The following is a 25,376-nucleotide window of genomic DNA, read 5'->3' on the forward strand; positions in this document are numbered from 1 at the left end:
ACGCTCCTTTTATTTGTTTTCAAAATATTTATCTACAATAGGCTTTACTCGCTCTGCTAATAATTTAATTGTATTGATTGTTTTATCATGTGGCATAGAACCTACAGGTGTATGAAGCATAAAACGAGTAAGACCTAGTGTTTCAATTGTTTCAATTATCTTTTGTGCAACGGTTTCCGGACTTCCAACATACAAAGCGCCATGTGGACCTGCTTCACGATCGAAGCTGTTTTCATCATATGGTGACCAACCCCGTTCTTTGGCTAATATATCATGACTCGCTTTTACCGATGGGAAAAACTCACGTTTAGCCAATTCATCTGTTTCAGCAATATAGCCCCATGAATGCGTAGCAATAGGCAATTCATTTATATTATGTCCGTAAGATCTAGCAATAGATTTGTACATATCTATGTTTCTTCTAAACCTTTTTGGGTCACCGCCAATTATAGCATAAGTTATAGGTAATCCTAATGCTCCTGCTTTTAATGAAGATTCTGGTGTTCCTCCAGTTGCAATCGTAATTGGTAAAGGCCCATGCTCCGCCTTAGGATAAACACTTAAGTTTTCAATAGAAGGTCGTAACTCCCCTTCCCAATTTACAATTTCATGTTTATTAATGGTCATTAATAAATCTATTTTCTCATTAAAGAGTTGTTCATAGTCTTTTAACTCATAACCAAATAATGGAAATGATTCAATAAATGAACCTCTGCCCACCATTATTTCTGCACGTCCATTGGAAACTGCATTTAATGTAGAGAAACGTTCGTAAACTCGAACAGGATCATCTGAAGATAATACTGTTACTGCACTACTCAACTTTATATGCGTTGTATTACGAGCCGCTGCCGCTAACACTGTAACGGGATCAGATACTGCATAATCTGCTCGGTGATGTTCTCCCAAACCATATACATCTAAACCATATTGGTCAGCTGTCTCTATTTCTTCTATTATATTTCTAATTCTTTGTCCATTACTTATAGCCGCTTGTCGTCCACTTTCCATATGAATATCAATATTATCTGCAAATGATGTCAAACCAAGTTCTATTTTCAAATAATCACCTCACAAACTAAGTATAATTTTTATACCTCTATATTAAATACTTCCTTAGAACATGTCAATTTCAATGCTCTAATTCTTTCCTTTCCTATTAAGACGGCTTTTAATTCACATTAACCTTAATTCAATACTTTTTATATAGTCTTTATATAAAGTGTTTTTTCATATATTTAAATAACTAAATTCTCTCATATTTTATTGTTTGTAATTTTCTGTTATTTTACAGCTTTGTAATAAACTGAAGTGCAATTATACACTGTAAATTTTGTAAATATTATATTAACGGGCTTTTAAGCCTTAAACACCCATCTTCCTTTTGTTACATTAAGCACTTTATTATTAGAACTAAATTACAAAACGATAACAAACCCCACAAACAGACATTTTTCTGATAAAGTAATTCTTGTCGTTAAAACAGCGAAAAAAATTATAAATAATGTCTTTAAGAGACTGGGATAAATGATTTACAATTATTAGGAGGAAATTTAACAATGAAAAAAATCGCTACAGCTACTATCGCTACTGCAGGAATCGCTACTTTTGCTTTTGCACAAAATGATGCAGACGCTTCAGGAAATAACAATGGTGGGTATAACCCAAATGATCCAACATCATACAGCTATTCATATACAATAGACCAACAAGGTAACTATGATTACACTTGGCAAGGTAACTGGAACCCAAGCAATTCTGACCAAGGTCACAACAACAATGCTCAAAGCAATAACACTGTTGCTCAAAGCAATAACAGTGGTTATAGCTACAATCAAAACGGTTCTACAGCTACTAACAATAACTCAAACCAATCATATACAACAAATAACCAAGGTACTGGTGGAGGCGGAGCTGTTTCAACTTCTACTTCAAGTAGTAATGTTCAAGTAACAACTACTAGCGCACCATCAAGTTCATCAAACTCAATGGCTAACACTTCAGGTTCATCAAGCAACCTTTACACTTCAGGTCAATGTACATATTATGTATTTGATAAAGTTGGCGGTAAAATTGGTTCTACTTGGGGTAACGCAAACAACTGGGCAAGCGCTGCAGCTGCATCAGGTTACACTGTAAACAACTCACCTTCTCAAGGTTCAATCTTACAATCATCAACTGGCGCAATGGGTCACGTTGCTTATGTTGAAAATGTAAACAGCGACGGTTCAGTTAACGTTTCTGAAATGAACTACGGCCAAGGTGCTCGGCGTTGTTACTTCACGTACAATCTCAGCTAGCCAAGCTTCATCTTACAACTATATTCACTAATAAATGATTTAAATAAAAAAGACAATCCTTATGGGTTGTCTTTTTTTTGCCATTTTTTCTTATGACATTCTACTTATAATATAAAATCATGCATTTTAGTGATTATTCCACTATGTTATGGAATAAGAAAAGGAGTGAGACAGAAATCAAAATTTGATTTCTATCCCACTCCTACTATATAGGGCCAGTCCCTATTTAGGTTTCAGACTTCTAAAGTCTTATATTTTTTAAAACCAATACGCTATCGCTATCCAATATATAAAGGCCATCAAATAAAGTAACGGGAAACTTTCTGAAGCTTTGCCTTTATCCGTTTATATAATACAAATCCACCTACTATGAGTAAAACAACTGAGAAAATAAGTCTTACAATAAACATCGTTTGCAATGAAATTATTGACGTCGGTGCCAACGGTAAAATCGCTAATACGATTGTTAATATAACAATAATAACCGTATAGTAAATTGTATCGCTACTCTTATTTCGATGAGAATTAATCCAAAATATAATAAGTCCAAATATCGTAGTTAGTAAAATTTCATGTATTATCGTTGAACTATCTAACAATTCGGTCTTATAAAGTAATATCGCTACAATATACAATACAAAACCGATTGCAAAATAGATTATAGAAGGAGTTTTTAATTTTTTATCTACATTGAAATATTGATGAATTCCTGATGCCAATAGTAATATCGCTACAATTATCACTAGGTATAACATAGAATCACCTCATCCATAGTTATATATAACCGAATTATATATTTTTAAACTTATAATTCATATTTTATATTAAGATTTATTGTTTTTTCTCTGTTAATTGTATACCTTTAAATCATTTAGTTTATTAGCTTTTTGCTTTTTTAATGCCAATACCTGAAAATCCATAAAAAATTGCGAATATGATACATAGATAACAAGGAACTGCCCAAATAAAGAATTGATCCACCGAAACACCTAACTGTTGTGTATAATAAATGCCTGATGTTCCCCATGGAATAAGTGGAATAATCATTGTACCTGAATCTTCTAGCGTTCTTGATAAATTAGAACGATCTAAATCCATATCATTATACATTTCCATCATTAACACGCCGACCATGATAATGACTATAGATGCCACACCGACTGCGAGTACCATTATTAGACTACCGATTACAGTCGCTAGTATCAATTGTCCAACGGAATTAATATTTTTAGATATTGTTTTCAAAATAACATCTAAGCAACCAGACTTTTTCAACAATACCTGCGAAAGCATACCCACAAAAAATAGTAACAATGATTTCTGTCATGCTCATCATGCCGCCTTGCTCGACCAAATTAATGGCTCTATCCGATAATTCTCCACCACTTGCGGGTACCATGCCTTTATTAAAACCATCGAAAGTGGACTTAAATCCATCTACAATATTAAATCCATGATTAAATGCGCCAACAATGATTGCACTCAAACTTGAAATAAGCATTGCAGGTACAGTCGATATTTTTAATAATAAACACGTAATAATAATTAATAAGGGAATCCATACAAAAATATTTATATTATAAATTTGAGATAATTCGCTAAGCATTTGATTCACTTGTGATGTATTAGTATTTCCACCAAATTGCCTACCTGCAAAATACCAAACGATTAGGCCGATGATTGATGCTGGTACAGTCGTCCATATCATTGCTCTTATATGCGCAAAGATATTCACTTTTGTTACTAAAGCTGCTAAATTTGTCGTATCTGAAAGTGGTGACATTTTATCACCAAACACCGCACCCGCAATTATGGCACCTGCCGCCATACCTGGCGTAATATGTAATTGTGTCGCTATAGCCATTAACGCTATGCCCGCAGTAGACGCAGAGCCCCATGCTGTCCCTGTGGCAACTGAAGTAATTGCACATATAATAAATGCAGATACTAAAAATAAATTAGGATTTAAAAATTCTAAGCCATAATAGATCAAAGCCGGAACAGTCCCAGAGTACATCCATGTACCTACGATAATTCCGACTGCTAAAATGATAAAGATAGGCGGCATTGCTGTTGCTAACCGATGTGTGATACCTTCTTCCAAATCTTGCCATTTCAACCCAACACGTCTTGCTATAAATGCGAGCATATGCTGACGCTAAAATTAATAAAGCTTGTATTGGAATTTCAAAAACAACAAATCCTGTGATTACAATTATAATCATTACTATTATAGTAGAAATTGATTCTAAAAATGTTGGTTGTCTTGTCATACACAGTCCCCCTATTGTTAGTTCAAATTAATTAAGCCCCAGCTTTTCTTTGCCTAATTCATTAATCGTGAGTCCTTCTTCAAAAAAGTCACGTTCTAAAATAGTAGATGCTAACACGATAATGGCATCAATATTTGGCGTTTCAACCTCAATTTCACGACCAAGACTAGACCATAATACGAGTCCGTATGCAATATCTTCTGTTAAATAACGGTTTTTCACATGATTTGGTCCTTTGATTTGTGAAAATACTGGACTCGTGTTAAACAATCTATTCAGAGGTTCATCTTCGTCTTTTCTTTCTAAATAACCACGTTCAATACGCGCTTCTTTAGCCGGAGATAATTCAAAGCCTAACTTACGTCCTAAAGTTAATCGTTCCAACTCTACGGCGTGCAGTAAACGAACGGTGTGTTTCGTTATGCCTTCTTCATATAATGCAAAGTCATCGGCATAATCGATACGTCCAACATTGAGTAATGTTGGACCTGGATGCACTTCTGGATTCCCGTTCTCAAGATTTGTTTTCCAAAGACTTTCCTCTTTGACAACATATGGGTATAGCGATTCAATCTTGTCAAAGCTGTCACTTAAATGTTCTTTATCATAAGTTGAAAAATGTACTTTTCTTACATTTAATGATAAGTCCACGTGAGCTTCATCAAAATTCACTCTCGTCCCATAAGTTAATGTGTTCACTTCAGCAAATATCGGCATAACTTCTATACGCATATCTTCTAAGACGTTCATAAATCGAATCGAAGCCATTGCCGCCGCCATATTAAAGAATATTAATTGCTTATCATTAATAAATGGCGCCATCGTACGCGCATAGTGTTCAATAAATGTAGACGGTATAATGACTTGAATGACTTCTGCATCACTAACAACATATTCCATATCATCACTGATATCAGTAAATTCGATAAACGTTTCTTCCCCTTCATTATTAAACGTAAATCCGCCTTGTGCTATTGCCTTGTCAAACTTATCAATAGATTGATTTCGACAATATAACTTCACCTCATGTCCTTTATGCTTCATATCTAATGCCGCTGTAACAGCACCATTCCCTGATCCTACGATTGCTATCTTCATAAATACCCTTCTTTCTCTAATGATTTGTATGTATGAGTGTTTTAAACATTACTATAATGTATATCCAATTTAGATTTCTTATAAACACTGGTATTCAACCTTTACTAATTGCATTATATTCATTTGTTTCATCCAATTAAATGTACGACGTTTTAAAATGCTCACTTTTCCAATTTTTTAATTGTAAAATTAAATTGTAGCCTTTAAAATTAAATACCAATCAACAATAATATTTGTTATAGTTATGCTAATAAGGGAGGCGTGATTCATATGGATGAACAATATAATACAAACCAATCTTCTACAGTAATAAATCAAGAACCAAGTAGCGACGATAGATTAATGGGAACTTTAATCTATGTGCTAAGTTTTTTCACTTCGTTAATAGCACCACTTATTATTTGGCTTATTAAACGTGAAGATTCACCATTCATTGACAAGGCTGGTAAAAATTACTTCAACTTTTTACTTTCTTATATGATTTGGTTAATCGTTGCTCAATAGCGATGTTTATCATAATAGGCTTTATCTTATTCCCTATTATAGCTATTTTGAATTTCATATTTACTATCGTAGTCGCTGTAAAAGCATATAATGGAGAAGACTATTTACCACCACTTTCAATTAGATTTTTCAAATAAAACGAATCTAAATTTTGTGACTTATTACAACTCTTGTAATACAAATTAGTTATTTTGAATGTTAATTTATTGTAAAACCTTATACCACAGCTCTTTACAAACTATTACGAGCCGATACCTTTCTGTAACCTCACATGTCGTTTATTACAACGATATGTGAGGTTTTTTTAATTGTTTTACAAAAGCGTAACAAACCACACAAACCTAAATTCATCTGTTAGAGTATTACTTGTCGTTGAAAGCAAAGCGAAAAATAAAAACATTAACTTTAAAGACTATCGAACGAATAACATAAATAATAAATATAAAGAACGAACAAATTTGGGAGGATTTTTTAATTATGAATAAATTAGTAACAGCAACAACTATCACAGCAGGTATTGGCGCAGCAATCGTAGGATTAGATCAAGGAAATGAAGCAAGTGCGGCAGAACAAACTCAACAAACAAACCAAACTACTACACAAGAAACTGCAAGCTCAAGTGCTAACTTATACACTTCAGGTCAATGTACTTGGTATGTATTTGATAAAGTAGGCGGAGGTATCGGTTCTACTTGGGGCAATGCAAATAACTGGGCGTCAGCAGCTTCATCTGCAGGCTACACAGTTAACAACTCTCCAGAAGCTGGATCAATCTTACAATCATCTGAAGGACCAATGGGCCACGTTGCATACGTTGAAAATGTAAACAGTGACGGTTCAGTAAATGTTTCAGAAATGAATTATAGCGGCGGACCTTACTCTGTAAGTGAACGTACTATCTCTGTTGGTGAAGCAAGTTCATATAACTACATCCACGTTAACTAATATTCGCTACTACAATATAAATTAGAATAACAGGATTTAGAACATTATAGAGTGTCAACAAAGTCTAAAACTTTGTTGACACTTTTTTTATGCACACTTTTCGCGGACGCTACCTCAACCTATAGTCTTCAATTCGTGCTTTATTAACTAGTCAAGCGTCCAAGCAAACCACTGCCTTTTTAAAACAATATACTCAATTATTCAGACATATCGATTGATTGAACATTTATAAATGTTCACCACATCAAAGTAATTAAGCAAGACAACACGCGCTATAATTAAAACGAATCTAAAAATTCAGTATTAAGTGCTCAATATTTTTAGATTATTTTTAATATTGCAGTATAATAGAATATTTGAGAAAATAAGAGCGTTTGGTGAAAAAGGAGGCACAACGATGCAATGGTTTAAAGTTATACTTGCTGGGCTTATAGAAATATTATGGGTCACTGGCTTAAATACTGCTGATTCATTACTTAGTTGGATTGGTACGATTATCATTATTATTATAAGTTTCTTTCTTGTTATTTCTGCGTGTAAATCATTACCCGTTGGCACGGTTTACGCCGTATTCGTAGGTATTGGCGCAGTTGGTACTGTTTTAGTGGATATGTTATTTTTCGGTGATCCTTTTAACTTTATGAAAATCATCTTAATTATACTATTGGTAATAGGTATTATCGGTCTAAAATTAACTACAGAGGAGGCTGAAAACTAATGGCTTGGTTTATTTTACTTATTGCGGGGCTATTAGAAGTAGTCGGTGTAGTCATATTAAATGAAATTACACGCACTAAAAAGAAATCTTTAGTAGTCTTATTAGCAATTGCTTTTATCTGTAGTTTTAGCACGCTCAAAGTAGCAATGAATGACATTCCTATGGGAACTGCTTATGCAATTTGGAGTGGCATCGGTACTGGCGGTGGCACACTTGTAGGTATGTTGATATACAATGAATCTAAAAATGCAAAACGTATATTCTTTATTGGCTTGATTATTCTTTCAATTGTAGGCTTAAAGCTTATAAGTTAGAAAAACAAATAATAAAAAGATACTTTCTAAATCATGATATTAAAATAAAAGCAATAATCCACTGTTTAACAATGGATTATTGCTTTTTTTGAGAATGGCTATGTTTGACTTATATACATTAAAATATATAAATAAGTAACATAGAAATCGCTTTCTATTGCTTTTTAGGCATTATATAAAAAGTTCACCCAACTATTTCTTTAATAAATATAATAATTTGTTTAGTGCTTTGAAATTTACTATACTAAATATACAATGGAGGGATTATACATGGTAAAAGTTTATATCGCAGGTCCAGTACCCGAAGTAGGTTTTGACTTGTTAAAAGATCAAGGTTATGAGGTTGAAATGTATGAAGGCGAAGGTATCATTGATAAAGATACTTTAAAGCAAGGGGTTAAAGATGCTGATGCATTAATTAGTCTTTTGTCTACCAACGTAGATAAAGAAGTAATTGATGCCGGTAGCAATTTAAAAATCGTCGCAAACTATGGTGCAGGTTTTAATAACGTAGATGTAGCCTATGCTCGTCAAAAAGACATTGACGTTACAAACACACCAAAAGCTTCAACAAATTCTACAGCTGAATTAACTTTTGCGCTCGTACTTGCAGTTGCAAGACGTATCGCTGAAGGTGATAAATTATGCCGTACAACTGGCTTCGATGGCTGGGCGCCACTGTTCTTCCGTGGCAGAGAAGTTTCTGGTAAAACGATTGGTATTATTGGCTTAGGTGAAATTGGTGTTGCTGTAGCAAGACGTGCCAAAGCATTTGATATGAATGTGCTTTATACTGGCCCTAACCAAAAAGTCGATAAAGAACGTGAAATCGGCGCCAAGTATGTAGACTTAGAAACTTTATTAAAAAATGCAGATTTTGTAACAATTAACGCCGCATATAATCCAGATTTACATCATCAAATTGACACTGAACAATTTAAAATGATGAAGCCAACGAGTTATTTAATTAATGCTTCGAGAGGCCCTATCGTCCATGAACAAGCTTTAGTACAAGCTTTAAAAGATAAAGAAATTGAGGGCGCAGACTTTAGATGTTTTCGAATTTGAACCAGAAATAAATGACGAGTTGAAATCACTAGACAATGTAGTACTCACACCACATATTGGTAATGCGACATTTGAATCTCGTGATATGATGTCTAAAATTGTTGCGAATGACACAATTAGTAAGCTAAATGATAAAAAACCTAAGTTTTTAGTAAATTAACAAATGAGTTACTAAAAGTTTAGTTCTAAATACTTAGTACAAATTAAAGCACCCATCCATTAAAAATATGGATGGGTGCTTTCTATTGAAATATACCAAGTTTATTTACTTTTGGATTTATATAAAAATTTAGTTTGGTTCGTAACTAACTTATTAGGCAAAGCTTTTGCAACGCCATTTCTTACAGTTACAACCAGTTTATTACTACGTTGTGCGAGCTTACCTATTTTTCTAGAACGTTTAATTACTTTTTTAGTATGTTTTACACGTAATTTATCATAGCGTTGTAACGCCTCATCAAACGAATATGACTCAAGACAATTTGCTAAGACAATGGCGTCTTCCATTGCTTGTCCTGCCCCTTGTCCCATGTTTGGTGTCGTTGCATGCGTCGCATCACCAAGTAAAATAGCACGTTGATAAACAAAGGTTTTCAGTGGTTTTAGATCATAAATATCATTTAGTAAAATATCTGTTTCGCTTTGTTTATCTAATACGGCTCTTACTTCATTTGGAAAACGGTTAAATCTGGCTTGTAAATGAGGTTTACCATAGGTTTTCATTTTACTATCTTTTTCTTTCGCATTAATAGAAATAAACCAATAGGCTTGGTTGTTTAATAAGGGAACTATACCTACTCTACCCTTTGGCGACCAATACTCTTTAGCAATTTGAGCATCTTTAATATCCACATCTTCTACTAATCCTCTAAATACCGTATAGCCTTGATATTCAGGCTTACTATTAGGTTCAACCGTATTTCTTATCTTAGAATGTACACCATCTGCACCAATACATAAGTCAAATGCTTCTTCTTGTTGTGTATCAAAATGTATAGTCACTTTTAAATCGCCATTATCAATATGAGTCACAAAATGATTTGTATAGATTGCTGTGTCTGGTACATAAGATTGAATAACATCTATTAAATCTTGACGAGACATTGTTAAGTTCACCGTATTCTTTTTTAACTTCACTTTGGATAGCAAGTTATTTTTATCATCTCGCACTTCCATCGTATCAGTAATTTGCCCGACATTTTTAATGCCTTTTGCTAAATCATGCTTTCCTAATTTTTCAATAACGTTACCACCGATGCCGATGCCTGCGCCTATTTCAGCTACTTCCTTATTTTTTTCAAATACTTTGACATCATGTCCTTGTTCAATTAATAATGCTCGCAGTTGTTAATCCACCAATGCCCGCGCCAACTATAGCTATTTTCATTTTCAATTCACTCCAAATTTTCCTAGTCTATTCAATATTAACACTTTTGCAAAACTATATATTAATAAGTCCTTTGATATTAACTTAAGTATTGGCAATAAGTCATCACACAAAAAAGATAACAAACGTATCATGAAAACACCTGTTATCTTTCCTATAAATATATGATAACTCAACTTTTATAAATAATAGTCTTTATTAATATGATCTTTCTTTATACCCAGTTTATCATAATAAACCTTCATAAATGTGGCGATGTTTTCATCCCATTCTACATCACTAGCATATTGGTGTTCTCCAGGTGATTTTGGATTCCAAGCGCATTTGATATAACGATAATTGCTCATTTTCAAAGTAATTGCCTCTTATAAATTTAGCTCCGCCCATAATTGCGCGTTCTGGTGAAGTCCATGATTGCTTTTTAGCAAAACTACTACCTGTGTGTACTGCATTTTCATCAAATGCACCTATACCATAAAAATTATAGTAATGCTTACCATCATCTTCTATACCGTTGGCCAATTCAGATTTACCATTGCCAGTTTCAACAAGCGCATGACTCACAAGGTATAACACATTAACTTCATATTTATCTTGTGCTTCTAAAAATGCTTCACCTTTATTTTTCAATATACCTTTATCTTTTAAAATATCATTTACTTCTTTTTCTGACATTGATACTTTTTCAGATATATCCATATGATTTAAGTTATCTTTGTCATTATTTACATCCATAGCCTTTTTAACATCAGTTTTTGAAGCCTCGACAAATCGACCATTTTTTTCTGTCATATTTAAAGTGCCTTCACCAAGTTGCTTATCTACCGCTTCATTAAAAGAATGTGTCTTTTGATTATCAAATAGATGTGTTTCATTTATAATTAATAAAATCGCAAATATGACGATGATAATGAGCATAATAAATAATGTTAATCTTTTCTTTAAAATTCCATTCATTATATAATAACTCCCTAGCTTACACTTATTTAGTTAATGTAACATAAGCAATAATAATAGCAATTAAGACAACTACAAAAGAAATGTTAAGCGCTATCCTCATAGCTTTCTTATCTCTAAACAACATATTGAATATCATTAAACTGATTACTAATGAAACAGCAAACATTGTAATTGCCATAACCATATTCATCATTATTAAAAATATAATTCCCAAAACTAGAAATACATTTGAGATAATCGCCATGATTTTAATCATTTTCGCGTTAATAAGTCCTCCACTCCTCGCCCTTAAAAATATATAAAATTTAATTCTAATAATAGAAATTGTATCATAGTTCCCATTGTTTCAATATGTCATTTTTAAAACAATAAACAGTTAGGAAGTGGACAGAAATATAATTTTTCTAATAAATTTTCGTCGTCCACCCCGGCACAGCTGACTGTAAAGTTGAATACAAGCTTGATATAAACGCATTTTCAATTCAGTCAACCACTGCTAATATAAAAAATGAGACTGAGACATGTGCTATGTCCCAGCCTCTAACTATATATTTATTTAAAAGTGCTTATCTTGACATTCCTCTAAGCATATTCATCATATATGTTAAACTACGATTCATTTCATCATCTTTCAACATACCCATCAAACCAGTGATAGATGTTTTTTGATTTGGATTGGCTTGATTTGCGACGCGTAAGCCTTTATTTACTTTATTTAACATCCCAGATAAATCATCTACATCTAAATCGCCTAATAAAAATACAAGTGAAGCCATATTTGAAATTAACCCTGAATATTGTTCTTTATTTAATTCAACAGAGAATTTATTGGCTATAACACCTCTACTCTTAACTGCACCTGACATAGCATCTAGCAATTTAGCATCATCTAAAGTACTAATGATATTAATCGCTTTTAAAATGCTGTCTTTATTTGCTACAATCGCATCGGTCACTTCAGCTAAATTTTCTTCTTTAACCTCTGCTTCAGTTTTTTGCATGCGTTTAATATTTGTTATTCTTTCAGCCATTATTTATCCACCTGACTTCCTGGGAAAGTATAATCTTTACGATTCCATTTGTCTTCAACTCGAACGCTATATTGTGGTTGACGTTGTTTGTTTACACGGAAGTTTGTAGGATTGAGTGGTGATTTACCTCTTCGTGTCTTCACTTCCATACGACAACTTGTACGTTTATAAGATGGTGTGTCTGTGTCTTTATCTACATCACTATTTGTCAATAAGTTAATGGCACCTTGATCACCATATTCCATAGCATTGTTATTTAATGGAATATAGATTTCTTTACCTTTAACTCTATCTGTGACATGGGCCACAAGTTCTACTTCACCAGTATCAGAAATCAATTTAATTTCTGCACCTTCGTGAATGCCTCTATCTTCTGCTAATTCAGGAGACACTTCGACAAATGGATTTGGCATTTTGTATTGAAGCCCTGGCACTTTATAAGTCATATTACCTTCATGGAAATGCTCTAATACACGACCATTATTTACGTGTAAATCATATTTTTCATTTACTTTAAAGAAATTATCAAATGTTAATGGATAGAAATTCGCTTTTCCATCATCAAAGTTAAAGCCTTCTAAGAAAAGTGTCGGTTGATCTGTACCATCTTCTGCTACTGGCCATTGTAAACTATTATATCCTTCTAAACGATCATAGTTCACACCTGAATATAACGGAGTGAGTCTTGCAATCTCGTCCATAATATGACTTGGATGCGTATAGTTCCAATCATAACCTAACGTTTTCGCTACAGCTTGAATAATTTCCCAGTCTGGCTTAGAATCGCCTTTTGGTTCTAAAGCTTGATATAGACGTTGAATACGACGCTCTGTATTTGTAAATGTACCTGTTTTTTCTAATGATGGACTAGCTGGTAACACTACATCTGCGTATGAAGCTGTAAATGTAAAGAATTCATCTTGTACGACTAAGAAACCAACTTTCTCTAATGCGGCTTGTACATAGTTGATGTTTGAGTCGACAATACCTGTATCTTCACCGTATAAATAAAGAGCATCAATTTCACCTTCATGAATACCTTCCATCATTTGATGGTTATCTTTGCCTACTTCGTTTGGTAATGTTTCACCATATTCTCTTTCGAATTTCGCTCTTATTTCCTCATCAGTAACACTTTGGTATCCTGGGAATTTATCAGGCATACTTCCCATATCACTACAACCTTGTACGTTATTATGACCACGTAATGGATAAGCGCCTGTGCCTGGTCTTCTATAGTTACCTGTTGCTAATAATAAATTAGATATCGCTGTCGAAGTGTCACTACCAATGTCTTGTTGTGTTACGCCCATTGCCCATGCGATTGATACTGATTCTGCATCAACAACTTGATGTGCAAAGTCTATTAAGGCCTCTTTAGAGATACCCGTTGTTTCTTCAGCAAACTCCATTGTAAATGGCGCTAATGATTTATGATATGCTTCAAAACTGTTCACCCATTTGTCGATAAACGCTTTATCATGAAGATCGTTATCGATAATGTATTTAGTAACTGCTGACAACCAAACTAAATCAGTGCCTGGTTTAGGCTGATAGAAATTATCTGCGCGTTCAGCCATTTCATGCTTACGTATATCAAACACATTTAAAGTATTGTTATATAGCTTATGACCACGTTTAATACGTGAAGCAATAACTGGATGAGCTTCTGCTGTGTTCGTACCAATTAACACGACCATATCTGCAATTTCAAGATCGTCTATTGAACCAGAGTCACCACCATGACCTACCGTTCTAAATAGTCCTTTTGTTGTTGGTGCTTGGCAATAACGTGAGCAATTATCTACGTTGTTTGTGCCAATGACTTGTCTTGCAAGCTTTTGCATAAGGTAAGACTCTTCATTTGTTGCTTTTGAAGATGATATAAATGCTAAACCATCTGAACCATGAGTTGCTTTAACTTTATTAAAGTTGTCAGAGACAACTTTCAGTGCTTCATCCCATTCAACTTCTTCAAATTGACCATCTTTACGTACTAATGGTTTTGTAAGACGTTCTTCTGAATCAATATAATCCCAACCGAATTTACCTTTAACACACGTTGCAATTTTATTAGCTGGTGATTCTTGTTGAGGTTGAACTTTTATAACTTCTCTGTCTTTTGTCCATACATCGAAAGAACAACCAACACCACAATATGTACATACTGTCTTAGTTTTTTCGATGCGTTCTTCACGCATTGCTCGCTTCTGAGTCAGAAACTGCGAACAATGGACCATAACCCGGTTCTGCTTTTTTCGTTAAATCAATCATAGCGACTAATGAACCTGGCTCTAAATCAGTCATATATCCGGCACTGCCTTCCATGTTGACTTCCATCATTGCATTACATGGACAAACTGTTGCACATTGACCACAACCTACACACGATGATTCGTTGATTGATGTATCGTTATCCCAAATCACTCGTGGTTGTTGACGTTCCCAATCAATTGTAAGTGTTTCGTTTACTTGAACATCTTGACATACTTCTACACAACGTCCACATAAGATACATTGATTTGGATCATAACGATAGAAAGGACCGTAATCTTTTTCGTATGGCTTTTCTTTATATTCATAAGTTTGATGCTCTAAACCCCATTGGTCCATTGTATTATGTATTTCACAGTCGCCATTGTTATAATCACAAACTGTGCAATACAACATATGATTTTCTAAGATTCTGTCTAAAGCTTCTTTTTGGCTTGTTTGTACGTTATCATTTTGCGTATTAACAATCATCGGTCTATCAATTGTTGTGCCACACGCGCGTGCCATTTTACCGTCTATTTCAACAGTACACGTGTCACAAGTTTGTATTGGACCTAGCGATTCGTTATAGCATATTGATGGAATAAATGTATCTTGAGATTTGATGAACTCAAGTAAATTCGTCCCAGGTTCTACAAGATAATCTTTGCCATCCAATGAGACAATCAAATGTTCTTGCATTCTCTTCACCCCTATTATTATTTATGATGCCCGCGTTATATATATCTATTAGGTGCTGAATAACATTCCATCTAAAAAGCCCACACTTTTTTAAGATAATGTTATCTATATTGTATATCTATTTCGTATAAATGTTAAGGATTTCCACCTTATTTCACATTTTATTATATTAGATGTACTTTATAGTCCAAAACTTAATATTCATAGAATTTTTCTTAATTAATAAGTTTTATATTATTTCATATATATTGGCATAATAAAAAAACTATAGATTTTAGCATTCGCCAAAATCTATAGTTCATTCAAATTACATTCCTAAATTATCTTTAATGTTTGTTTCTATTTCACTAAGTGAACTCTCACTTGGTATAAAGTAGTACAAGCCATCATCTTGTATGCCACCTTGTCCATCTAATTGATGTCTATTGACTTGTTCGTTCGCGTCATTATAATTACTTCTTATTTTGTTTAATTCTCCAACTGTAAGGTCCGTTTTCACATTATCTTCAACATGATTCATTAATGAATTAAAATGTGTAACTGAACTGATACTTGTAAGTTTATTAGCTAAGCCTTGGATAACAAGTTGTTGACGTTCTTGACGACCAAAGTCTCCACCAAGCACCATCTTCTTTACGACTTCTAATAAATGCCATCGCTTCTTTTCCATCCATATGGGATTGAACGCCCTCACTAAACTGATACCCATCATATGAGAATGATGCGTTACTCGTTACATTGATACCACCGACAGTATCTATCATATCTTGCATACCATCCATATCTATCGTTGCGTAGTGGTCAATAGGTACATTCAATAAATTCTCTACTGATTTCACTGCCATGTCAGGTCCGCCATACGCATATGCATGATTGATTTTTTCAGTAGTACCTTTACCGACAATTTCTGCTTGTGTATCTCGTGGAATGCTGACAATTTCTGTCGTTTTTTTCTGCGGATTAATTGATAATACCATTACTGTATCACTACGTTGTCCACCACCATCTGCATCCCTTTTAGCGTCAGAATCTACACCAAACAGCGCAATCGTAAATGGGTCACCATCATCTAAGTTTACGTCTTTATCTCTTAATGAAGATTTATCTCTGTCTAAAGGATTATGAATTGATCCACCAACAGAAAATATTTTAAATCCTAGATAAATAACTGCTAATAAAGCTAATAAAACTAATATACCAAAGAACCACAATATTAATTTTGTTGGTAATCCCATTTTTTTATTTTTTTAGAACGATTCACTCTTATCATTCTCCGTTTCTGTATTCAATTTTCTCTCATTTAGTAATACATTATATATTAATAAGTTGGGTTTGGCATAGTGCTTTAGACCTATTATTTATATAATAAATATTTAATACAGTGATTGCTTATTGTATTTTGTATCCATCTCCTGAATTTAGTATACCTAATACTTTTTCATGACAAGCATTGTTACTAATAATAAATGGACCTGCTTTAGAAAAGTCTAGTGGCGTATTATCTAAAGTTGTCATTTTAAGTCCAAGTTCACTTGCAAACAAGAATTGTGTTGCGATATCCCAAGGTTTGGGATTTGTATTAACATGGGCACCAAATTGTCCTTTGATTACACGGATTGAATCTAAACCACAAGATCCGATAAAACGATGACTAAATGAAGCATCATTTAAACCATGAATCGTTTCATCATTCATAACTAATGTATTAAATGAAATAATCGCGTCTTGTAAATCAATACTTTCAGGTTTTTCTAATGGTTTACCATTCACATATGCACCGTATCCTTTAGCTGCTTTGTACAGTTGACCATGTGGGTAGTCATAAATATATGACAGCACTGGTTCACCATCAACAAAATAACCTAGAATAATGCAGTAATCTTCTTGTTGTTTAACTAAATTCGTCGTTCCATCAATAGGGTCCATAACCCATACATGCCCTTCTTTAGGACGCACTTCCTCATTTGACTTTTCTTCAGCAAACAACTGATGTTCCGGGAAGTTTTGGTTTAAAAATTGTTCAAAGTTGTTTTGTATTGATTTATCAACATTTGTCACTAAATCAAATCTATTTTGTTTCGTACTTGTAACCATATCTTCAATTAACTTCGGGATGATCTCATCCAATGTTTCAAGCCAAGCTCTCACAGCATCATCGATATAAATTAATTGTTCTTTTTCCATGTATAGGCACCTCTTTATATTTATAAATTATTATGTTCCTTATTAAGGATCAACTATCTTTAATTTATTATATTTTATCATAGAAATATTAATGAAATATATGATATATCATAACCATCAAAACATTTTGGCACACATATTGACGTTATGACATAAAAATAAAACCGACCGGCGTAGCTAGTCGGTTAAATAGAAAGGAAAGTAAGTAATAAATATTGAAGATGTTTGATTAGTAACGTGAACGAATTAGATGTTAACAAAACTATATGTAATAGCCTACCCCTTTGTCATCTACTCGCTACCCCCTTGTTACTAACTACATATTAACATAAGTTTTTAACGAATGTAAGCGTTTTCTTTATTTTTTAAAAAAAGTTTTTCTAAATGTCGTCATTGTCACTTTTATGATATAATAAATGTAATATGTAATCATTTGGGAGGTGACTTTCTAATGAATAAACGCGAGAGACAAAATAAACTTGTTCTAGCTATTCAAGAGAATAGACAAATTACCGCTTCAGAGTTAGCAAAAAATTTAGAAGTATCAAAACGAACGATTTTAAGAGATATTCAAGATTTAGAAGATCAAGGTGTGAAAATTTTAGCAAAGCACGGTAAACTAGGTGGCTACCAACTTCAAGAAACACCAAATAGTTATGAGATTGAGCTGACTGAGAATCAACTATCCGCTTTGTTCTTAGTGCTTAATGAAAGTCAGTCTTACACTACGTTACCTTATAAAGAAGAAGTTAATGCAATTATTAAAAAGTGTTTGAATTTACCTTATACAAAAATGCGACGCGCTTTGAAAAAGCTAGATCGTTATATTAAATTTGATCACCGACAACATACAAATTTACCACCTATATTTTCTGAAGTCCTCATTTATTGTACTGAAAGAAATGTTATGGCAATGGAATACAATAACGGTACAAATATAGGCACTGAAAATGTTATTTTTATCGGATTATTATGTGAAAAAGGTTTATGGAAAGCAGTCGTCTTTGAAATTGGTTTGGGTAAAACAAATGAGATTCCTATTATTGATATACACGATATCTCATATTCATTTGAAAAGACAATCAAGACTCAAGACATTACAATAAATAATTATCAGCAATTTTTAAATCCAACTGAGTCCTAATTGTCTCAGTTGGATTTTTTATTAATTATATTTTTTCGATAAGCATATGAAAGGAAGTCTTTATGTATAACTTAGAATTTCATCATTTAGAACAACACATCAGTAAATTATTAAACTTACTAGAAATATATAAATTCGCAATCGTCACCAATCATAAAAAGAAAAACGACTTCAAACAAAATATTCATGATTATATCGATAAAGAATACGCTGACTTTAAAAAGCGTCTCAAAGCATCACACTTCTCTTATTCACTACAATTACTTTAAATTTCTTTCTGATCAAATTGAGCAACCTATAGATGAACTAACTATAGGTAATACAACGAAATATATAAGTGATATTCAGCAACGTTTATTTCGTATCCACCAATTATTAACTCCTCTTTTGTAACAATATTACACTTAAAAGATTTTTATAAATTAAAATTGTAATAGTTTTTCATGTGTTGTACAATGAAAACGATTACAGCAATATAAGGAGTGATAGTAATGCATGGATTTTCTATATATCTTGGACAGCCCATCGACAAACCATATATCAAACGGATGATTGCTTCAGGTTACAGCACCATTTTTACATCTGTACAAATTCCTGAAGAAAACGAAAGTACTAAATATCGCTATTTGGGAGAACTTTTAGATTATTTATCTAATGATCAGCTTACATATATGATTGATATCAATCCTTTGTTGCTCGGATCACAATTTCTACCAATTTTTACATCAATATGAGACAGCCGAATTTATGATCCGTATCGATCATAGTACTTCTTTAAATGTCGTCAACGATATTATCAGTAACGGATTCAAATGTTGTATCAATGCTAGCATCATCTCAGAGCAATTATTGCAACAGCTTTACCATGAACTTAAAGATTTTACTTATCTCTGTTATTGCCATAATTATTATCCGAGACCTGATACCGGTTTGGAGCCGCAATTCGTAGCGTCACAAAATAATTTAATTTTAAAATATAACGCACACGCAGATATATTTGGCTTCATCACTGGTTCAACGTTGCGTGGCCCTCTATATAAAGGTTTGCCAACAATTGAATCCACAAGATATCAGCATCCTATTCAAAGTGCACAGTTACTTAAAGATAACTTAGTCGAACATGTAATGATTGGAGATCCACTCATTGATTCACATACTGCACAACAACTCATTACTTTTTTACACCACAGACATTTCAACTTAAATATTGAGCTTTTAGATGACCAAGTATCATCAATATTATTTAAACCTCATACGGTACGTGCTGATAATCCGACTCACGTTATTAGATCACAAGAAGCTCGTCTTTATTGTGATACAGAGATTCAACCCTTTTCAACAAATGGTCGTAATTTCGGTGCTATAACCGTGGATAATAAACTGAACGGACGTTATCAAGGTGAATTACAGATTATTAAAAATGATTTACCACCGCATGATCATATCAATGTTGTAGGTGAAGTGATAAAGAACGATTTACCATTAATTCAATGTATGCGGCCTAATGACACATTTGAATTTACGTACAAGAATAAGGAGCTGTAAAGATGAGTAATTTAATAACTGAATCAAGAAATGAAGCTACAATGCACTTAGACGAAATGACTATTCAACAAGCTTTAGAGACTATGAATGAAGAAGATCAAAAAGTACCTCAACAGATAAAACAAATATTGCCTGACTTAGCTAAAGTCATTGAAGTTACAACGAAGCAATTTAAAAAAGGTGGCCGTATTATCTATATGGGTGCGGGCACGAGTGGAAGACTCGGCGTACTCGATGCAGCAGAATGTGTGCCTACATTTAATACAACACCTGATGAATTCATCGGATTAATAGCCGGTGGACAACCTGCTATGACAGTCGCAGTCGAAGGTGCTGAAGATAGTGAATCACTAGCACATGATGATTTAAAACACATTGACTTAACAGACAACGATGTAGTTATTGGCATTGCGGCCAGTGGAACTACGCCCTACGTCAAAGGCGGTTTAAAATACGCTACAGAGTTAGGTGCCCATACAGTTGCCATTTCATGCAATGTCGATACAGAAATTAGCAAACTAGCTGAATTCCCTGTAGAAGCTAATGTCGGTCCCGAAGTATTAACTGGATCTACGAGATTAAAATCAGGAACAGCACAGAAACTCATTCTTAATATGATCTCCACAATCACGATGGTTGGCGTGGGAAAAGTTTATGGCAACCTCATGGTAGATGTAAAAGCCACAAACCATAAATTAGTTGATCGTTCAGTGCGCATTATTCAAGATATTTGTGATATTCCATATGAACAAGCTCAAAAGCTTTATAATGACGCAGACCAAAACCTTAAACAAGCAGTCGTTATGTATCTATGTGATGTTTCAAAAGCTGAAGCAGAAACAAAATTACGTCAAAATGACAATATTATTAAACAAGCAATAAAAAATTAATTTACACTGATTTGAATAGCAATGTCACGTTGCCACATGAACCATATAACTATGATGCAATAAGGAGGTATATAGGATGACAAAAGAACAAAAACTCGCAGAACATATTATAGACGCTGTTGGTGGTCTTGATAATATGGATAATGTTATTAATTGTATGACACGTGTAAGAATTAAAGTGATTGATGAAAACAAAGTAGATTATGATAAATTAAAAGCAACTCAAGGTGTTATGGGCGTCGTAAAAGACGAACGCGTGCAAGTAGTAGTTGGTCCAGGTACTGTTAATAAAGTAGCGGATCATATATCTCAATTAAGCGGTGTACGTCTAGGGGAAACAATCCCTCATAATTCAACGAATTATAAAGCTGATGCTGAAGCAAAAGCACAAGAAAATAAAACAGCAATTCAAAGTAAACAAAAGCGCGGCGCCTTTAATAAATTATTAAAAACAATTGCCAATATCTTTATTCCGTTAATTCCAGCCTTTATTGGTGCCGGATTAATTGGTGGTATTGCGGCAGTATTAAGTAACCTTTTAGCTGCTGGTCAAATTTCAGGTGACTGGGTTACACAACTTGTCACAGTGTTCAATGTAATTAAAGATGGTATGTTAGCTTATCTAGCTATCTTTACAGGTATTAATGCGGCCAAAGAATTCGGCGCAACACCAGGATTAGGTGGTGTTATTGGTGGTACTACATTACTCACAGGATTAACTGATGAAAATGCGATTATTAATATCTTTACAGGCGAACCACTACAACCTGGTCAAGGTGGTATTATTGGCGTTATTTTTGCAGTTTGGCTTCTTAGTATCGTTGAAAAACGATTACATAAAATTGTCCCTAATGCAGTAGATATTATTGTCACACCTACTATTACGTTATTTATCATCGGTTTATTAACTATATTTATCTTTATGCCATTAGCTGGTTTTGTTTCTGACGGTTTAGTATCTGTCATCAATGCTACAATCAGTATCGGTGGCGTTTTTAGCGGCTTTATCATCGGTGCTTTTTTCCTACCACTAGTTATGTTAGGATTACATCATATATTTACGCCTATTCATATTGAAATGATCAATCAAACGGGTGCAACTTATTTACTTCCTATTGCCGCAATGGCAGTGCGCTGGTCAAGTTGGTGCTTGCTTTAGCTTTATGGGTAAGATGTAGAAAAAATACAACTTTAAGAAATACACTCAAAGGTGCACTACCTGTAGGATTTTTAGGAATCGGAGAACCTTTAATTTATGGTGTCACTTTACCGTTAGGCAAACCATTCTTCACTGCATGTATTGGTGGAGGTATTGGTGGCGCTGTTGTTGGAGGTATTGGTCACATTGGGGCAACTGCAATCGGACCTAGTGGGATCTCATTGTTACCTTTGATTTCAGATCATATGTATTTAGGATATATTGCAGGACTACTCGTCGCGTATGCAGGTGGTTTCGTCTTCACCTATTTCTTAGGTACGACGAAGACTATGAGAGAATCTGATAGCTTAGGTGATTAACTATGACCAACGTACTTTACAAAATTGACAGCAATTATGCTCAGTTAACTAAAAGTGAGAAAAAGATTGCAGATTTTATTTTGAATTCACCACATAAAATTATCAATATGTCAGTTCAAGACTTATCTAACGAGATTCATACTAGCACAGCATCCATCGTTAGATTTAGTAAAAAAATTACAGATAAAGGTTTCCAAGAATTAAAGATTGCCATCTCTCGTTATTTACCTGATGATGCAATCCATAATAATCACCTCGAATTAGCGGATAATGAGTCAGTCGATACGTTAAAAACAAAAATGCTATCTCGTGCAACAGACACGATGAACTATGTATCAACGTACATAGATGAATATAGTATTGACAGTATTTGTGAAACAATGAAGCGTTCAAATACAATATTCCTATTTGGTTATGGTGCTTCACTCGTCATCGTTACTGATTTATTTCAAAAATTATCCCGCATTGGACTCAATGTCCGTTTGTTACAAGAAACGCATTTATTTATGTCAACGTTAGCGACACACGATGAAAATGATTGTATTATCTTTGTAACAAATCAAGGTAATCACAGTGAAATGCAATCTATGGCTAAAGTCGCAATGGACTATAACATTCCAATTATTACAATTTCTAGTTCTAATGATAACCCAGTCGCAAAAGTTTCAGACCATACTTTAATATATGGTCAAACGGATGAAAACGAACTGCGTATGGTCGCAACAACATCACTATTTGCTCAACTTTTTACAGTAGATATACTTTACTATCGTTATATTGCATTGAATTATCAAAGTGCACTAGACTCTATTACGCAGTCTAAAATGGCTTTAGATAATTACCGTAAGCATTTATCTAAAATTCAATTTAAACATTAATCGATATGTTAAGTTGAACTATATTAAAGAAAAGCACCTATCGTCAGCATAATACGCTGTTTCGATAGGTGCTTTTTTATGAATTTGAATAAGGGACTAGTAAAACGTATAGCGATTTTTAGTCCCTTATTACAAGTTACCCTAAATATTGATATTTTGTTTATTTAGCTTCACTTTTTAAAAGTTCAAAAATGTTTTTAGCATTATCTGTATTATCTATATTTCCTTGGAATTTATCACTACCGGGACCAAACGCATATGTGTTCACGTCTTCACCTGTATGTCCGGTTGTAGTCCACCCCGTATTCGATTTATCATTGATTGGTTTTTGAATTGCATTTTGTAATTCTTGTAATTGCCCTTCATATGCCTCATCATCTTCATTTAATTTTTTCAGTTTTTCAGCTTCATCTTTAATTTTATCAATTTGAGCCGCTTCTACATCAAAACCATAACCTTCATTAATTACTTGTTCAGCATCTTCACCTTTGGCAATTTGTTCAGTCATGTATGTGCCTGAATGTTTCATATCGTGAATTACTTTAGGGTTCCAGAGGTAATCTTCACCTTTGGCAATTGATAAACCACCTGTCGAGTGATCTGCAGTTGCTACTACAAGTGTATCTTTATGTTCTTTAGCATAGTTCATGGCATAATCAAATGATTTTTCAAAACCTTCCATTTCTGACATTACACCAGTAACATCATTTGGGTGCCCTGCTTTATCAATCGAAGCGCCTTCCACCATTAAGAAGAAACCTTTATCATTTTGCTGTAATTTATTAACTGCAGTTTCTGTCATATCTAATAGTTTAGGATTTTTATCAGGTGCGTCTATTTGTAATGGCATATTTCCATCAGCGAACAAACCTAATATTTGTTTACTTGTTGATTTTTGTAAATCGGTTTTATTATCTACAACATCATAACCATCTTTTTTGAATTTATCTGTTAAATTACCATTTTCTTCACCGAAATATTTTGCACCACCACCGAGTAAGACATCTACTTTATGTTCGCCGTTAATTTTATCATTATAAAATTGTTGTGCGATTTCATCTTTTTTATCGCGTGAATCTACGTGTGATGCATAAGCTGCAGGTGTTGCATCTGTAATCTCAGCAGTTGAAACTAAACCGGTAGATTTACCATTTTCTTTCGCTTGTTCTAATACTGTTTTAACATTTTCTTTATTTTCATCTACACCTATTGCGCCATTATATGTTTTATGACCAGAACTAAATGCAGTAGCAGATGCTTGCTGAATCCGTTACATTCTCTTTTGGATCAGCTGGATTTGTACGTTGATTACCGACAAGATGTTTATCGAACGCAGTTTTTTCCATTTCTTTTGTTTCAGGATTATCTGCGAAATAACGATACGCTGAATTATAAGATGGCCCCATACCATCGCCTACTAAGAATATTACATTTTTAGGGTTTTCAGTATTTCCCATATAAGATACATCAGGTGTATCATTTGATGCTTTTCCATTACCAGAAGCATATGTTGGTTGTACATTGCCTAATGCCGAGCCAACAACAATTGCACTAGCTACAGTTACAGTTGCTAACTTATTAAATAGTTTCATAAATTAATAACTCCTTTGATATGTATTATTGTGCTTACATGTTAAGTGTAATCCATTAATTTTGCGTCAATA

13 protein-coding genes and 11 pseudogenes are annotated in these 25,376 nt (G+C 33.7%); 12 read left to right on the top strand and 12 right to left on the bottom strand.

The genetic code is table 11. From position 1 onward, the window contains the following. Window positions 1-9: 9 nt before the first annotated feature. Window positions 10-1,062 (bottom strand): LLM class flavin-dependent oxidoreductase, encoded by a 1,053-nt coding sequence (locus ABLV95_RS08795; RefSeq protein ID WP_069817621.1) that lies wholly within the window; start codon window positions 1,060-1,062, stop codon window positions 10-12. A 497-nt stretch (window positions 1,063-1,559) separates the two neighbouring features. On the opposite strand from ABLV95_RS08795, the pseudogene ABLV95_RS08800 reads away from it, so the two are divergent. Then, window positions 1,560-2,331, top strand: a pseudogene (locus ABLV95_RS08800) (CHAP domain-containing protein). 268 nt (window positions 2,332-2,599) lie between these two features. On the opposite strand, the gene ABLV95_RS08805 reads toward ABLV95_RS08800, so the two are convergent. The 3 genes and pseudogenes from ABLV95_RS08805 to ABLV95_RS08815 form a co-directional block, all read right to left on the bottom strand. After that, window positions 2,600-3,055, bottom strand: a complete 456-nt coding sequence (locus tag ABLV95_RS08805; protein ID WP_427706682.1) for a hypothetical protein — start codon at window positions 3,053-3,055, stop codon at window positions 2,600-2,602. Between the two features lie 124 nt (window positions 3,056-3,179). Then, a pseudogene (nhaC, locus tag ABLV95_RS08810) lies at window positions 3,180-4,573 on the bottom strand (Na+/H+ antiporter NhaC). Window positions 4,574-4,600: 27 nt separating this feature from the next. Then, window positions 4,601-5,671, bottom strand: coding sequence for an NAD/NADP octopine/nopaline dehydrogenase family protein (locus ABLV95_RS08815; RefSeq protein ID WP_427706677.1), 1,071 nt, complete (start codon window positions 5,669-5,671; stop codon window positions 4,601-4,603). A gap of 384 nt (window positions 5,672-6,055) precedes the next feature. Between ABLV95_RS08815 and ABLV95_RS08820 the strand changes: the two are divergent. The 5 genes and pseudogenes from ABLV95_RS08820 (at window position 6,056) to ABLV95_RS08840 (ending at window position 9,380) form a co-directional block, all read left to right on the top strand. Further along, window positions 6,056-6,312 (top strand): annotated as a pseudogene (locus ABLV95_RS08820) (DUF4870 domain-containing protein). A gap of 340 nt (window positions 6,313-6,652) precedes the next feature. Further along, the gene (locus ABLV95_RS08825) at window positions 6,653-7,120 is read left to right on the top strand and encodes a CHAP domain-containing protein (protein WP_460875379.1); all 468 of its coding nucleotides are present in this window, start codon (window positions 6,653-6,655) and stop codon (window positions 7,118-7,120) included. A 397-nt stretch (window positions 7,121-7,517) separates the two neighbouring features. Beyond that, on the top strand, window positions 7,518-7,838 hold the full coding sequence (locus ABLV95_RS08830) for a DMT family transporter (RefSeq protein WP_046465869.1): 321 nt from the start codon (window positions 7,518-7,520) through the stop codon (window positions 7,836-7,838). Then, window positions 7,838-8,152 (top strand): DMT family transporter, encoded by a 315-nt coding sequence (locus ABLV95_RS08835; RefSeq protein ID WP_069817616.1) that lies wholly within the window; start codon window positions 7,838-7,840, stop codon window positions 8,150-8,152. Before ABLV95_RS08830 ends, ABLV95_RS08835 begins: the two co-directional genes overlap by 1 nt. A gap of 270 nt (window positions 8,153-8,422) precedes the next feature. Then, a pseudogene (locus ABLV95_RS08840) lies at window positions 8,423-9,380 on the top strand (2-hydroxyacid dehydrogenase family protein). A 101-nt stretch (window positions 9,381-9,481) separates the two neighbouring features. Here the strand turns inward: ABLV95_RS08840 and ABLV95_RS08845 are convergent. The 7 genes and pseudogenes from ABLV95_RS08845 to ABLV95_RS08875 all read right to left on the bottom strand — a co-directional run bounded on the left by ABLV95_RS08845 (window position 9,482) and on the right by ABLV95_RS08875 (window position 17,737). Beyond that, a pseudogene (locus ABLV95_RS08845) lies at window positions 9,482-10,607 on the bottom strand (FAD-dependent monooxygenase). A gap of 179 nt (window positions 10,608-10,786) precedes the next feature. Then, window positions 10,787-11,564, bottom strand: a pseudogene (locus ABLV95_RS08850) (N-acetylglucosaminidase). 25 nt (window positions 11,565-11,589) lie between these two features. Further along, window positions 11,590-11,811, bottom strand: coding sequence for a hypothetical protein (locus tag ABLV95_RS08855; RefSeq protein WP_046466039.1), 222 nt, complete (start codon window positions 11,809-11,811; stop codon window positions 11,590-11,592). 322 nt (window positions 11,812-12,133) lie between these two features. After that, the gene (locus ABLV95_RS08860) at window positions 12,134-12,598 is read right to left on the bottom strand and encodes a helical membrane plugin domain-containing protein (protein ID WP_046465874.1); all 465 of its coding nucleotides are present in this window, start codon (window positions 12,596-12,598) and stop codon (window positions 12,134-12,136) included. After that, a pseudogene (fdhF, locus tag ABLV95_RS08865) lies at window positions 12,598-15,553 on the bottom strand (formate dehydrogenase subunit alpha). Before fdhF ends, ABLV95_RS08860 begins: the two are co-directional and overlap by 1 nt. 307 nt (window positions 15,554-15,860) lie before the next feature. After that, window positions 15,861-16,788: pseudogene (locus ABLV95_RS08870) on the bottom strand (LCP family protein). A 154-nt stretch (window positions 16,789-16,942) separates the two neighbouring features. Continuing rightward, window positions 16,943-17,737, bottom strand: coding sequence for an inositol monophosphatase family protein (locus ABLV95_RS08875; protein WP_460875383.1), 795 nt, complete (start codon window positions 17,735-17,737; stop codon window positions 16,943-16,945). 451 nt (window positions 17,738-18,188) lie between these two features. Here ABLV95_RS08875 and ABLV95_RS08880 point away from each other — a divergent pair, with 451 nt between their 5' ends. The 6 genes and pseudogenes from ABLV95_RS08880 to ABLV95_RS08905 all read left to right on the top strand — a co-directional run bounded on the left by ABLV95_RS08880 (window position 18,189) and on the right by ABLV95_RS08905 (window position 23,712). Beyond that, window positions 18,189-18,881: a helix-turn-helix transcriptional regulator gene (locus tag ABLV95_RS08880; RefSeq protein ID WP_046465878.1), complete on the top strand. Its 693-nt coding sequence runs from the start codon at window positions 18,189-18,191 to the stop codon at window positions 18,879-18,881. Window positions 18,882-18,943: 62 nt separating this feature from the next. Then, on the top strand, window positions 18,944-19,150 hold the full coding sequence (locus tag ABLV95_RS08885; RefSeq protein WP_460875386.1) for a hypothetical protein: 207 nt from the start codon (window positions 18,944-18,946) through the stop codon (window positions 19,148-19,150). Window positions 19,151-19,372: 222 nt separating this feature from the next. After that, window positions 19,373-20,426, top strand: a pseudogene (locus tag ABLV95_RS08890) (MupG family TIM beta-alpha barrel fold protein). Between the two features lie 2 nt (window positions 20,427-20,428). Continuing rightward, window positions 20,429-21,316, top strand: a complete 888-nt coding sequence (murQ, locus tag ABLV95_RS08895; protein ID WP_427706664.1) for an N-acetylmuramic acid 6-phosphate etherase — start codon at window positions 20,429-20,431, stop codon at window positions 21,314-21,316. 76 nt (window positions 21,317-21,392) lie between these two features. Continuing rightward, window positions 21,393-22,834 (top strand): annotated as a pseudogene (locus tag ABLV95_RS08900) (PTS transporter subunit EIIC). A gap of 2 nt (window positions 22,835-22,836) precedes the next feature. Further along, window positions 22,837-23,712 carry a MurR/RpiR family transcriptional regulator gene (locus tag ABLV95_RS08905; RefSeq protein ID WP_460871899.1) on the top strand — a complete coding sequence of 292 codons (876 nt, stop codon included), beginning with the start codon at window positions 22,837-22,839 and terminating at the stop codon, window positions 23,710-23,712. A gap of 160 nt (window positions 23,713-23,872) precedes the next feature. Here the strand turns inward: ABLV95_RS08905 and ABLV95_RS08910 are convergent. Beyond that, a pseudogene (locus tag ABLV95_RS08910) lies at window positions 23,873-25,304 on the bottom strand (alkaline phosphatase). Window positions 25,305-25,376 lie beyond the last annotated feature (72 nt).

Source organism: Staphylococcus sp. Mo2-1, assembly GCF_046721385.1.
GTDB classification, from domain to species: domain Bacteria; phylum Bacillota; class Bacilli; order Staphylococcales; family Staphylococcaceae; genus Staphylococcus; species Staphylococcus equorum_A.